The organism is Stenotrophomonas sp. 278 (genome assembly GCF_003935715.1).
GTDB lineage: Bacteria > Pseudomonadota > Gammaproteobacteria > Xanthomonadales > Xanthomonadaceae > Stenotrophomonas > Stenotrophomonas maltophilia_AH.
Genome location: NZ_RHPP01000042.1, coordinates 20,078 through 31,029, shown reverse-complemented (window position 1 = coordinate 31,029; position 10,952 = coordinate 20,078). Strand labels below are relative to the sequence as shown.

The window sequence follows — 10,952 nt, the reverse complement described above, 5'->3', positions numbered from 1 at the left end:
CGGCGCAGCTGCGCCGAGTCACGCGAGGCGCGGGCGGTGGCGGTCTGCGCTTCGGCGTTGAGGCGATTGGCGCGCAGCTCATCCAGGCTGCTTTCGCTGATCAGCTTTTCAGCCGCCAGCTTCTCGCTGCGCTGGTAGTTCAGGTGGGCCAGTTCCTGCGAGGCCTGTGCCTGGCGCAGCGAGGCTTCGGCCTGGGCCAGCTCGCTGTCGAGGGTGCGATGGTCCAGCTGCAGCAGGATCTGACCCTTCTTCACGTACTGGCCAACATCCACGTTGAGCGCGGTGACGCGCTGGCCGCTGATTTCCACGCCCAGCTGCATTTCCTCGTAGGCGCTGACCGGGCCGGACACCAGCACGGTGCGCGGCATCACCTGGGTCTGCGCGGCGGCCACCGATACCGGCAGCGACGAGGTGGTGGCGGCATCGGCCTCGGCATCGTCCTTGCCGCCGCAGGCGGTCAGTACGGCCAGGGAAAGCACCAGCAGGGAGGAGCGAAGTAAGGGCGAACGCATGGATGAGCTTCCGTGTCGGAGCAGCGGTAAGGGAGCGGGATTCAGGAGTTGCGGGCGAGGCGCTGTTCGATGCCGTCCAGCATCAGGCCCACGCCCTGTTCAAAGCGGGTGTCGAAGTCCACCTGGCGCCAGACCTCGCGGGCCTGCCAGCAGTGCGGGAAACGCTGTTCGGCCAGGGCCATGAACGCCTCGCCCAGTGCTTCCATGCTGCCGTCGCCTGGCCACGACTGTTCTTCGATCACAAAGCCCATCGTGTAGTAGACGAGGTCCATCGCCGTGGTCGCGGCGAAGCAGGCCGGTGCACCGGCCGCGGTGAGCGCGGCGATGCTGGCCTCGCCCACCCGCAGCACGTTTTCGGTGGCAATGAAGGTACCGGCATAGACCCGAGCGCCATCACGGCGGGCCTTGAACGCCACCCGGAACTCGCGCGCGATCTGCAGCAGGGTCTGCCGCCACGGCTGGCCTTCCGGGATGTGCCGGGCCACGTCCACGATCATCGCGTCGGCCATGGCGTCCACCAGCGCCTGCTTGCTCTTGAAGTGCCAGTACAGCGACGGCGCGCGGATGCCCAGCGAACAGGCCACTTTGCGCAGGGTGACGCCCTCCATGCCGGCCTCGTCGAGGAGCTGGAAGGCGGCGTCCACAATGTTGTCGCGGGCGATGGCCTGGCGCATGGGGGGAGATTACCTAACGTTGTTAGGGGCGAATCTAACAGTGTTAGGTTTGGGGGTGCAAGAGGGGGTGTCGCGTCCGGCTCGGGCCTTGGGCTGCCGGGATCGCCAGGGACACGCGGAACCTGCGCTTTGGTAGAGTCGATCGCAAGACGACTGCCGATGACGGTGCAGCGCCCGGTAACGCATGACCAGCGTCGGAGGCGCGCTTTCGACCGACGATTTGAACCGCACATTTTCCGAGGCACTGAACGTGATCTGGCGAACCCACAACGTCAACGAGCTTGCCGGCGATTGGCGCTCCCAGAGTGTCTTCAGCTACATCCTGTTTCGGCCCGCGCGAGTCCTTCTCGGCGGGGGACGGCGTACATGAACGGTGCTCTTTCAGTCAACGAGGCCATCCACCAGCTGGCGGCACGTGCAGGAGACCCCGTGTGCGTCGTGGGCATCCTGAGCTTCGACTTCGAGGACGTCTCGCTTTGGCACTTTCCCAAGGCTGAGCGCGGTGAATACAACAAGTCCGGGCTCTGGTTAAGCACCGGGTACGGGAGTTTGCGATTCGATGAAGAAGCCATGCGCCGCCTCAGTGGTCATCGGGTCCAGGTGCTGGGCACATTGCTTGGGCCTGATCCGGTCCTGGGAGGCTGCGGGCACATGTCTGGTTTTCCGGCCGAGATTCTGGTGACCTCCATTGACCGGCTCTGATCTTTCAACCCAGACATCTGTGAATGCCGGTTGCGCAACGGAGGGCTTTCCCGCCGACGCGGATCACGCGTCCATCTGCGCCTATTTCTCGACGGGAATCTCGTTGAGCATCAAGACGGCCGAGGACGCGAACGCATGGGCGTACGACGTGATCGCGGCTTTGGATGCACCGCCCATCGAGATCATCGAGATCGCCACTGCCCGCGACAAGTACCCGGTGATGGATGCACTCAAGATCGGCGCAACCTAGGCTGACTGGCAGCAAGCAGGACGATGGCTGCTATCCGACACGTGTTCTCGGCTTGCGGCAGGAGAGATAAGTGTCCTGACAGCGATCTGGATCTCCATGGAAATCCACGAGACGACGGGGCTGCCTCGGGACCTCTGGATTGAACTTTTAGTTCTTGAAGACAAAGTCAATCTCATTTCGGCCGGCATTGTTTCAGCACAGCAGCTGCAGGAGGAGGTGACGCAGGTCCTGCAGAAGTACGTCGCGGTGGCGCAGCATCTGCGGTGAAAGAGCGCGTCTTCGTTCGAAGGTCATGCCTTCCAGCGGCGATGGTTGATTTCGGCGGTCGCCTGTCGTCCGACTCCACCGATTTTGCATTCACGCGACGAAGTGGGGGTCGGATGGCTTGGGGTGTGTCGCCACTTCGGAGACCGCCTCCACGATGTCCTGAATGTTGCTGGCGTAAAAGCCGGAGCTGTTGAATCCGTTGATCTCGATGACGCAGAGGCGTCCCTGCGATTGCGCCACATCGAGAACGAACACGGCCGAGGGACTCCAGACCGCCGCCATCTGCTCGGCGTAGACGCGTACCTCAGGCGGAATCTCTGGCGATACCTGCAACTCGCCATGGCTACGGTAGTGACTACCGGCCACCACCCGGCCGTCGACCAGAAACAGCCGTCATTCGTGTTCGATGGGCTTGATCGAGGCGGCGATGATTGGTGTATCGGGGCACAGATCGAAGTCGCCCCCGGCCAGACGGGCATACCAGCTCCGGTAATCGCCCAGTGTGAACTCAGTTCCGGCGAACTCCTTCAAGTCCGCCACCGGACGCACAAACAGGCGCACGTCGTCGGCCAGATCAAGCGCTGCTAACTCTGCCATGGTGGTCACCCCGGGCGTCGGAGTTGAGGCACTCGTCTCCGTACTGCTGAAGGGTGTGAGTGAACTGGAACGCCTGCTCGTCGAAGAAGACCCCGGTACCCAGCGACCAGAACGGTGCACGTTGGTGGCAAAATTTGCCGACCCGTAGAAGACGGCGGGAGCGTCGGTCGGTGCCTCAGGCAGTGCATCGGAGAAGGGGATGACGGCAACCTGGAGGCATTCCAGTCCCAGCTTCTGGCAGGCATCGGCGATCGCCTCTATGTCCCTCCGACTGCCCAGATTGGATTGAACGATCCATCGTACTTTTTCCATTGGCATTGCTTCTCCCGTCGTGAAAGGAATGCTGCCCCGTCGAGAACGGGCCGACAACAGGTCAGGATCCCGGCTTGCTGCCTGGTGATGTATGCTCCTCACACCGTGGGGGGCGGGCACTATGACTGATCTGAATCTGCTGAGAAAGGCATTCGCCGAATGCCTCGGCCAAGAGCGATTCTTAAAGTTTCTTGCGCAAGGATTTCGACCCCGGCTGAAGTTCTGGCAGGAACAAGAAGTGGATCGCTTTTACGCAACTCATTCGTCATGGCACCACGACATCCATGAGCTCGAAGCAGCTCTTCGCTTCTGCCATGTGCATGAGCGTGACCTACTGCCCTGTAGTCTACCTACGTTCAATGGCTGTTTGACACTCTCCAGCACGTATATCCGTGAGCGCTCGGCATACTTTCCAAATGCCGCACTTGATGCAAGGTTGGTCCCAGACGGAGGGCAGTCATCGTTGAAGCGTGGTACTGCCCGGAATGCCGTTTGGCACTAGAGCGTTGGCATTGTGCACGAAGGCGCGAGAGAGGCATACCGGATGGCTTGATGCTGTTCACTGTGGTTGAAGCGCTCCACATAAAACACTTCAACATGCTGGCGATTCGGGTGGCAGAGGATCTCGCCCTACTCGACTCCGGTGGATCCTATCAAGCGACGATCGTGCGACCCGACGGAACCAGACGAGAAGCGCGTCCGATGATCGAGTATCAAAAGAGAGAGCCATTTACTCCAGTGTTCCTGTCGTTCCATGGACTTGAAAAGAGCGATGTTCCGGTTGGATCGACGATTGAAGTGATGCACAGTCAACCTGCAGCCCTATAGGTGCGCAATGGCGCAGGCCGCGGTGAAGGCTCGCTGCTCCGTTTGAAGGTCATGCCTTCCAGCAGCGATGGTTGATATCGGCGGTCGACTGTCGTGCGACCCTACCGGGCTGGCGTTCATGCGGCCGATGCGACGTCCGCCGGAGTTAGGGCACCGAGGGGTGTTCCGCGCGTCGCCGGGGGGATGGGGCAGGCGCGTGCGGATGCCCCTATGATGGCTGCAGGTCACCAACGGAATGGCATGATGCGTCTAACAGCTGTTGTACTCGCTGCCGTGATGGGACTCACCGCGTGCTCAAATCCGGGCGACGTCAGTAATGGCGATGGATTGCTCAAGGAGTTCAAGTACCTGGGGTGCGAGGGTGACTGGGAGGATGAGTCATATGCACCCGAGGTACTGCGCAGGCAGGAAGGTGCGGTGACCACCTATCTGGTCCGACATGCGGACACCTGCGGCTACGACATGGCGATGGATCCGGGAGCAACGCTTCGCGGCGACACGTTGAAGCTGAGCTATCGTCTGGAGGCATCCCGTGAAGAGATGGCCGCGTGCTACTGCGAGTATCGGGCGAGGTTCACCATCGCGACACCGGCATCCCCGATAACGACGGTAGAGGTCAACGGTGACGACGCCAGGCTCAGTGACGGGGACGCATTCCGGTAGGGTCGCACGACAGTCGACCGCCGATGACGGTGATCAGTGCGGTTGGGCATTGGCTGTGGCGGAGGAGCGTCTCTCCGTTCGGGGGTCATGCGTTCCAGCAGTGGCGGTGGTTATCGGCGGTCGACTGTCGTCCGACCCTACCGAAGCGTTGCGCGCAGCGTGGTCACGTATCACCGCCGCAGCATGGGCAGCGGATTGGTTGGATGGTGCAGGCCGTGGTGCCAGGCGAACTGCACCAGCCGGCGGTGAAATCCCAATCGGGGGAAGCGCGCCAGAATGCGCTTGAAGTCCTCCGACCGAACACCGAACCGGCGCAGCCCGAGGGTGACGTCAATCCAGTCCGCCTTCCGGAACGCCTCAACGCGCGGATCAGCCGTCCGCACCATCGCCGATACCTGGTGGTGATGATCAATCATCGCCGCCACCAGCGGCACCAGGTCGCCGCACCCCTCGCCCTGCAGATAGGCGCGCGCCTGGGCCTCCGATGGCCCCAGATAGTCGAAGGTGGCATCGGTCCAGATGCCCAGGTCGTGGAAGGCAGCGGCCACTGAAACCACAAACCGGTCCTCATCACCTCCGGGTAACAGGCACCAATGGAAATTGGCCACCCGGTACGCGTGATTGCGATACGGCAGGTGGTCTTTGCCCAGTTCGGCAGCATGACGCTGCAGAATGGCATCGAGCACGGGCAGGGCGTCGAGCATGGGGAGCTCCTCCGGACACGGTCAGGGTCCACCTGTACGACACCATCCTACGCCCGCAATTGCGTGGCCGTTGCTCCCTGGCTTGTGCGTTGGGCTCCTGTACGGCATCCGCGGATGCCGGTCGCTCCCCCTTGGACGTCGTTCCGTGTCGCCTGCCGCCCGTCGGCGGCCGCATGGGGCGTCCTTTCCCGTCGTGAGGATCTGCCATGAACAGCACCCTGCATGCCGTTGCTTCCGGTCCCGGCCGCCCCGGTCCGTCGCGCAGTGAGGAGATCATCGCCGGCGGCGAAGGCGAACTCTTCATCCGCAGCTGGCGACCGGCCGGGGTACCCCGGGCGGTGCTGGCCATCGTGCCGGGCTTCAACTCGCACAGCGGCCACTACCTGTGGGCTGCCGAACAGTTCACCGCGATGGGGCTGGCGGTGTACGCCGTGGACCTGCGCGGGCGCGGCAAGTCCAGCGGACCGCGCTTCCATGTGCGGCATTTCGACGATTACCTGGCCGACGTGGACAGCCTGCTGCGCCTGGCCCGCGCACGCGAGCCTGGCCTGCCGGTGTTCCTGCTCGGCCACAGTGCCGGCGGGGTGATCGCCACCGGCTACACCCTGGAACACCAGGACGAGCTGGCCGGTTTGATCTGCGAGAGCTTCGCGTTCCGAGTGCCGGCTCCGTCGGCGGTGCTGACCCTGGTGCGCTGGTTCAGCGGGCCATTTCCCACCCTGCCGGTGCTGAAGCTGCCGAACAAGGAGTTCTCCCGGCTTCCCGAAGTGGTCAGGGCGCTCAATGCCGATCCCTTGATCGCCAACGAGAAGCAGACCGCGCTGACCGTGGCACAGATGCTCGTTGGCAACGATCGGCTGGAACGTGGGTTCTCCAGCCTGCGCCTGCCGGTGCTGATCGTGCATGGCGACGCAGACAAGGTGACGGTGCCGGCGGGCAGCCAGATCTTCTTCGACAACGCCGGTTCGGCGGACAAGACCCTCAAGCTCTACAAAGGCCACGCGCACGACCTGCTCAATGACGCCGGCCGTGAAGAGGTGGTGGCCGACTTCAAGCGGTGGATCGAACGGCATCTACCCAGCGCAGATGCTGCTGGTGCCGCCTGAGCAGGATGGCAGCGTGCTGGCGCGCTGGGATTGGCTGCCGTCGACGGGACTGATGGTGCTTTGGTAGCGTCGGTCGACAGATGACGGCCGATAACGGTGATCGGTGCGACGAACGCACGACCTTCAACGCGGAAGCGCTTCTCCGTTCAAGGATCATGCGTTACAGCAGCGACGGGCGATAGTTGCGGTCGTCTATCGACCGACCCTACCCGGCCCAGGTCGCACGAGACAGCCGTGGTAGCGTCGATCGACAGACGACGGCCGATCACGGTGATCGGCGCGACGAACGCATGACCCCGACGTCACGCCTGTAGCTGGCCCAACCACTCACGTGGCGAGCTGCCATTACGCCGACGAAACGCCCGAGAAAACGTCGGCGCATCCGCAAAGCCCAGCTCCAACGCCACCTGCTTCACCGGGCGACCCGCTCGCAGCAACGAGGTCGCCACGTTGAGTTTCCAGTCCAACACATACGCGGCCGGCGTGGCACCGGTCGCGGTTTTGAACGCCGCCGCGAAGGCGCTACGCGACATGCCGGCGTGATCCGCCATGCGCTCCAGTGTCCAATCAGCCTCCGGGCTGGCGTGCACCGCCATCAACGCCTTGGCCAGGCGCGGTTCCGAAAGGCCACGCATCATCCCGGGCGTAACCTGGGCGCGCTCGGGGTGGTCGATGATCCAGCGCAGCACCTGGATCAACACCACCTCGAACAGGCGGTTGGCGAGCAGGCGCGAGCCGCAGCGGGTCTGGTCGGCCTCGGCGAACAACAGTTCCAGTGCGCCGCCGAGCCCGTCAATCTCGCGCAGCGGCAACACCACCGCATCGGGTAGTGCCTGCACGATGGGATTGCGGTCGCCGCCGTCGAAGTCGAGGGTCGCGCAGGTGAAGTCCGAACCGTCCACCGGTGGATTGATGAACTCGTGGTGCACCGCGCGCGGGAACAGCAGCAGAGTGGGCTCGCACAGCGGTGTGCGCTCCGTCCTGGCCCCCTGGCGCAGCAGAAGCTCCATCTCGCCCCGGCGCAGCACGTGCAGGAAACCACGGCCCGGCTGCGCGTCGAAGGTGCTCAATCCACATAAAGGACCGGCGTGGAACAGGCTGGCCTGGACCCGGAAGCGCTCCAGCACCGGGGTCAGCCGGTCGATGGCCGGCGTAGCGGCATCAGACGAAATGACATCAATCAGCGACATATAGACACCAAACGTCCTGCCCGGGTTCCTAGTATGACCCTCAACCGGCCACTTCGGACCGGTCCTCAACAGGAATCCAGACCATGTCCCGTATCCCGCTTGTTACCCCCGCCGCCGCCACCGGCGACACCCAGACCCTGCTTGGCCAGATCCACTCGGCTTTCGGGGCCACCCCCAACATGTTCCGTGCCGTGGCCAACTCCCCGGCCGCGCTGAAGAGCATGTGGGGATCATTCGGTGCCCTGGGCGGTGGCGTCATCCCGGCCGCGCTGGGTGAGAAGATCGCCGTCGCCATCGCCAATCGCAATGCCTGCGAATACTGCCTGGCCGCACACACTGCACTGGGCCGCAAGGCCGGAGCCAGCAGCCAGGAAATGAGCGCCGCGCAGGGCGGTCAGTCCGACGACCCGAAGACCGCTGCCGCCCTGCACTTCGCCCTGCGCGTGGTGGAAGGTCGTGGCCAGATTGAAGACGGCGACGTGGCCCAGCTGCGCAGCGTCGGCTTCAATGACGAGGAGATCGTCGAGATCCTCGCCCATGTGGCCTTGAACCTGTTCACCAACTACGTCAACGTGGCGTTTGCGGTGCCGGTCGATTTTCCCGGCGTGAAGCTGCGTTGAGTGTTCCAGCCGGGCGGGCCGCGCTATGCGGTCCGCCTGCGCTCCTCACTACTCAGGAGTTCGCCATGTCCCGGCCCTATGTTCCGATCAACTGCGAGTTTCACGATGTGCTGGAAACCGTTGCGGTGCAGCGGCGTACGGTGCCGATGGTGATTGAGGAAGATGGCAGCGAGCACGCGCTGCACGCCCGCATTGTCGATATCACCGCGCATGACGGGGTGGAGACGATGCGGCTGGATGACGGCCGTATCGTGCGGTTGGACGCCATCGTGTCCGTGGATGGCGTACACCGCGATGCATTCCCGCCAACGTGCGAGATTTCTTCCTTATAACTTCATGTTGAACCCGACGAACACCGAACGCCCGGCAGCCGGTGAGAACATCGGCTGCGCCTGGTCCCAGAAGAAGCTGTCATACCACGCGTAGGCATACTCGCGGCCGGTGACGTTCTTCACCTGCACGTCCACGCCCCAGCGCGGACTGAACTGGTAGCGCGCGCTCAGGTCGAGCACGGCGAAATCACCATACTTGCCGGCCACGTTGCGCTCCTCCAGGTAGTAGTCACCCTGCGCACGCCCCTGCAGCCCCAGCTGCAGCGCTTCGGTGGCCTGGAAGTCAAGGCCGATGTTGCTGATGTGGCGCGGTACGGCGGCTACTTCATTGCCTTCCAGGCTGATGCTGGCGGCGCGGTCGTCGCGGGTGATCTTCGCTTCCTGGTAGGCATGTGAGGCCCACACCGTCCACTTCTCACCGATCTGCGCGTTGAACTGCGCGTCCACGCCGCGGCGACGGGTCTTGCCCAGGGTCACCGTGGTGCCGGTAGCGGGCATGTTCGAGGTTTCGTTCTCCGCGTCCTGCTGCCAGACCGCCAGGCGTGCCTGGCTGCCGGCGAACGGACTGAACTTCAGGCCCAGCTCGACACCGGTATTGGTGGACGGTGCAACCGCCGCCTGGCCGGGGGTAAGGTAGGCCGGCGGGGTTGAACCGGTCAGCACCTGGAACGTGCGGCCCCAGTTCGCGTACACGTTGGTGGTCGGGCTGAAGGCATACACAACGCTCAGCTTGGGCTGCTCGATGGTGCCGTAATCCTGCAGCTTGCCGGTGATGCCACCTGGCAGATGGGTATCACCATCGAAGCGGTCCACGCGGTAGGCCGGCACGATCTTCAGCGCGTCAATCGGCTGGTAGATTGCCTGCACATAGGCACCCCAGTTGTCGAAGGTGTGGCGGTCGTCGTTCTGCACGCGTGCCGGCGTGGCCCAGAAGTCGGTGGGTTCGCTGTAGTTGAATCGCTGGCGGATGTAGGCGTTGTCCTGGTGCTCGTAGTTCAGCCCGCCTTCCAGGGTCAGCACGTCGCTGGCCTGCCAGGTCACGGTGTTGAGCATGCCGACCTGCTTTTCATCCCATATGCGGCGCTGACGCGGCGCATTGCCGGTCGGCAGGTCGCTGAAAGTGACGCGACGATCATCTTCGTAGCGGTTGTAGTACAGCTTGGTGCCGAAGAACACGTTTTCGGCCAGCTTCAGGTCCATGTGCACGCCGAACTGGCGCATGTCACGGTCATCGCCATCGTTGGCGTTGCGGATGTCCGAGCCGCGGCGGTCGGCACGCAGCTCGTCGGCGGTCATGAAGCCGGCTTCGTCTGCCTCGTGATGGTAGGCACGTGCGGTCAGGCCAATCCGCATGCCGTCCTGGTCCAGGTCGCCGTAGAACCACTTGCCGCCGATGGAATACTTCTTCGAGCTGTCGTGGTCGCGGTAGCCGTCGGTGTCATTCCAGCCGACGAAGTAGTTCTGCGCGAAGCCATTGCTTTCGCGGCCCAGCGCGAACTGGGCCTCACGGGTGTTGTAGCTGCCATAGCCCAGCCGCGCATCGGTGTAGTTGCCACCCTGACGGGTGCCAAAGTTCACGTTGCCGCCGATGTTGTGCAGCCCGTAACGTGGATCGTTGGTGCCGCGCACGACTTCGATGTAGCTGATTTCCAGCGGGAACAGCATGTCGATGAAGCGCTGGTTGCCGCTGTTGACGTTGCTGGGTACGCCGTCGATCAGGGTCTTGATCGCATTGAGGTAGCCCTCGCCGTTGAAGCCGCGGAAGCTGACCTTGCCCGATTCGGCACCCTGGCGGGTCTCGGTGAGCTGCATGCCCGGCATCTGGCCCAGCAGTTCCCAGCTGTGCGAGACGTTCTTGTCTTCGATCTGGTCGGCACCGAGCACGTCCACCGAGGTCAGCACCTGGTGCGCGGTGAGCTGCCCTTCCGCGTGCTGGTGGACATCCACCTTGCCCAGGGTGAGGGCCGAATCGCCGGACTGCGCGTAGGCGGTGGGGGCAAGCAGTGCAGCCGCGACGGCGGCCACGAGGATGTGGATCTTCATAGGGGTTCGGAAACCAGAACAGTGGGGACCACCCCCTACGAAGGGGCAGCAATTGGGACATTATAACATTCCATGTATCACCTGACGGGCCGGGCACGACCGTATCGATTTGTGTCAAATGCGAATGATTCGTGATACATTTGTTAAGTTTT

16 protein-coding genes are annotated in these 10,952 nt (G+C 63.3%); 9 read left to right on the top strand and 7 right to left on the bottom strand.

The genetic code is table 11. The features are described 5' to 3' along the window. Both EGJ34_RS09255 and EGJ34_RS09250 read right to left on the bottom strand, forming a co-directional pair. The coding region (locus EGJ34_RS09255) for a biotin/lipoyl-binding protein (RefSeq protein WP_125360205.1) at positions 1 to 512 on the bottom strand (512 nt) is incomplete at its 3' end. Positions 513 to 553: 41 nt separating this feature from the next. Continuing rightward, positions 554 to 1,186 carry a TetR/AcrR family transcriptional regulator C-terminal domain-containing protein gene (locus tag EGJ34_RS09250; RefSeq protein WP_125360204.1) on the bottom strand — a complete coding sequence of 211 codons (633 nt, stop codon included), beginning with the start codon at positions 1,184 to 1,186 and terminating at the stop codon, positions 554 to 556. A 184-nt stretch (positions 1,187 to 1,370) separates the two neighbouring features. Between EGJ34_RS09250 and EGJ34_RS09245 the strand changes: the two genes are divergently transcribed. From EGJ34_RS09245 to EGJ34_RS22180, 4 genes are all read left to right on the top strand, one after another. Then, complete coding sequence (locus tag EGJ34_RS09245; protein ID WP_125360203.1) at positions 1,371 to 1,556, top strand: hypothetical protein; 186 nt, start codon at positions 1,371 to 1,373, stop codon at positions 1,554 to 1,556. After that, a complete protein-coding gene (locus EGJ34_RS09240; protein ID WP_125360202.1) occupies positions 1,553 to 1,888 on the top strand; it encodes a hypothetical protein in 336 nt (111 codons plus the stop codon). Before EGJ34_RS09245 ends, EGJ34_RS09240 begins: the two co-directional genes overlap by 4 nt. Continuing rightward, a complete protein-coding gene (locus EGJ34_RS09235) occupies positions 1,875 to 2,138 on the top strand; it encodes a hypothetical protein (RefSeq protein ID WP_125360201.1) in 264 nt (87 codons plus the stop codon). Before EGJ34_RS09240 ends, EGJ34_RS09235 begins: the two co-directional genes overlap by 14 nt. Before the next feature lie 96 nt (positions 2,139 to 2,234). Continuing rightward, complete coding sequence (locus EGJ34_RS22180) at positions 2,235 to 2,405, top strand: hypothetical protein (RefSeq protein ID WP_185750125.1); 171 nt, start codon at positions 2,235 to 2,237, stop codon at positions 2,403 to 2,405. A gap of 90 nt (positions 2,406 to 2,495) precedes the next feature. On the opposite strand, the gene EGJ34_RS09230 is transcribed toward EGJ34_RS22180, so the two are convergent. Both EGJ34_RS09230 and EGJ34_RS09225 read right to left on the bottom strand, forming a co-directional pair. Next, positions 2,496 to 2,789 carry an ATP-grasp domain-containing protein gene (locus tag EGJ34_RS09230; RefSeq protein WP_260476944.1) on the bottom strand — a complete coding sequence of 98 codons (294 nt, stop codon included), beginning with the start codon at positions 2,787 to 2,789 and terminating at the stop codon, positions 2,496 to 2,498. Between the two features lie 9 nt (positions 2,790 to 2,798). After that, a complete protein-coding gene (locus tag EGJ34_RS09225) occupies positions 2,799 to 3,314 on the bottom strand; it encodes a hypothetical protein (protein WP_125360199.1) in 516 nt (171 codons plus the stop codon). 552 nt (positions 3,315 to 3,866) lie between these two features. On the opposite strand from EGJ34_RS09225, the gene EGJ34_RS09220 reads away from it, so the two are divergent. Both EGJ34_RS09220 and EGJ34_RS09215 read left to right on the top strand, forming a co-directional pair. Next, positions 3,867 to 4,142, top strand: coding sequence for a hypothetical protein (locus EGJ34_RS09220; protein WP_125360198.1), 276 nt, complete (start codon positions 3,867 to 3,869; stop codon positions 4,140 to 4,142). Positions 4,143 to 4,382: 240 nt separating this feature from the next. Further along, positions 4,383 to 4,805, top strand: a complete 423-nt coding sequence (locus EGJ34_RS09215; protein WP_125360197.1) for a hypothetical protein — start codon at positions 4,383 to 4,385, stop codon at positions 4,803 to 4,805. Positions 4,806 to 4,975: 170 nt separating this feature from the next. Here the strand turns inward: EGJ34_RS09215 and EGJ34_RS09210 are convergent, their stop codons facing one another. After that, positions 4,976 to 5,509 carry an HD domain-containing protein gene (locus EGJ34_RS09210; RefSeq protein ID WP_125360196.1) on the bottom strand — a complete coding sequence of 178 codons (534 nt, stop codon included), beginning with the start codon at positions 5,507 to 5,509 and terminating at the stop codon, positions 4,976 to 4,978. A 206-nt stretch (positions 5,510 to 5,715) separates the two neighbouring features. Between EGJ34_RS09210 and EGJ34_RS09205 the strand changes: the two genes are divergently transcribed. After that, positions 5,716 to 6,615 (top strand): alpha/beta hydrolase, encoded by a 900-nt coding sequence (locus EGJ34_RS09205; RefSeq protein WP_125360195.1) that lies wholly within the window; start codon positions 5,716 to 5,718, stop codon positions 6,613 to 6,615. Positions 6,616 to 6,917: 302 nt separating this feature from the next. Here the strand turns inward: EGJ34_RS09205 and EGJ34_RS09200 are convergent, their stop codons facing one another. Continuing rightward, complete coding sequence (locus EGJ34_RS09200) at positions 6,918 to 7,805, bottom strand: AraC family transcriptional regulator (RefSeq protein ID WP_125360194.1); 888 nt, start codon at positions 7,803 to 7,805, stop codon at positions 6,918 to 6,920. Positions 7,806 to 7,888: 83 nt separating this feature from the next. On the opposite strand from EGJ34_RS09200, the gene EGJ34_RS09195 reads away from it, so the two are divergent. Together EGJ34_RS09195 and EGJ34_RS09190 are read left to right on the top strand one after the other, a co-directional pair. Beyond that, the gene (locus tag EGJ34_RS09195; protein ID WP_125360193.1) at positions 7,889 to 8,425 is read left to right on the top strand and encodes a carboxymuconolactone decarboxylase family protein; all 537 of its coding nucleotides are present in this window, start codon (positions 7,889 to 7,891) and stop codon (positions 8,423 to 8,425) included. A gap of 65 nt (positions 8,426 to 8,490) precedes the next feature. Then, a complete protein-coding gene (locus EGJ34_RS09190) occupies positions 8,491 to 8,757 on the top strand; it encodes a hypothetical protein (RefSeq protein ID WP_125360192.1) in 267 nt (88 codons plus the stop codon). Here the strand turns inward: EGJ34_RS09190 and EGJ34_RS09185 are convergent. Continuing rightward, positions 8,752 to 10,800: a TonB-dependent receptor gene (locus EGJ34_RS09185; RefSeq protein ID WP_125360191.1), complete on the bottom strand. Its 2,049-nt coding sequence runs from the start codon at positions 10,798 to 10,800 to the stop codon at positions 8,752 to 8,754. The two genes, EGJ34_RS09190 and EGJ34_RS09185, sit on opposite strands and share 6 nt — an antisense overlap. Positions 10,801 to 10,952: the final 152 nt, after the last annotated feature.

Bases quoted from the DNA above. Each gene is read 5' to 3' on its own strand.
- EGJ34_RS09245 (WP_125360203.1), top strand. From the start codon at position 1,371: ATGACCAGCGTCGGAGGCGCGCTTTCGACCGACGATTTGAACCGCACA.
- EGJ34_RS09205 (WP_125360195.1), top strand. From the start codon at position 5,716: ATGAACAGCACCCTGCATGCCGTTGCTTCCGGTCCCGGCCGCCCCGGT.
- EGJ34_RS09195 (WP_125360193.1), top strand. From the start codon at position 7,889: ATGTCCCGTATCCCGCTTGTTACCCCCGCCGCCGCCACCGGCGACACC.
- EGJ34_RS09240 (WP_125360202.1), top strand. From the start codon at position 1,553: ATGAACGGTGCTCTTTCAGTCAACGAGGCCATCCACCAGCTGGCGGCA.
- EGJ34_RS22180 (WP_185750125.1), top strand. From the start codon at position 2,235: ATGGAAATCCACGAGACGACGGGGCTGCCTCGGGACCTCTGGATTGAA.
- EGJ34_RS09225 (WP_125360199.1), bottom strand. From the start codon at position 3,314: ATGGAAAAAGTACGATGGATCGTTCAATCCAATCTGGGCAGTCGGAGG.
- EGJ34_RS09190 (WP_125360192.1), top strand. From the start codon at position 8,491: ATGTCCCGGCCCTATGTTCCGATCAACTGCGAGTTTCACGATGTGCTG.
- EGJ34_RS09210 (WP_125360196.1), bottom strand. From the start codon at position 5,509: ATGCTCGACGCCCTGCCCGTGCTCGATGCCATTCTGCAGCGTCATGCT.
- EGJ34_RS09220 (WP_125360198.1), top strand. From the start codon at position 3,867: ATGCTGTTCACTGTGGTTGAAGCGCTCCACATAAAACACTTCAACATG.
- EGJ34_RS09185 (WP_125360191.1), bottom strand. From the start codon at position 10,800: ATGAAGATCCACATCCTCGTGGCCGCCGTCGCGGCTGCACTGCTTGCC.
- EGJ34_RS09215 (WP_125360197.1), top strand. From the start codon at position 4,383: ATGATGCGTCTAACAGCTGTTGTACTCGCTGCCGTGATGGGACTCACC.
- EGJ34_RS09250 (WP_125360204.1), bottom strand. From the start codon at position 1,186: ATGCGCCAGGCCATCGCCCGCGACAACATTGTGGACGCCGCCTTCCAG.
- EGJ34_RS09200 (WP_125360194.1), bottom strand. From the start codon at position 7,805: ATGTCGCTGATTGATGTCATTTCGTCTGATGCCGCTACGCCGGCCATC.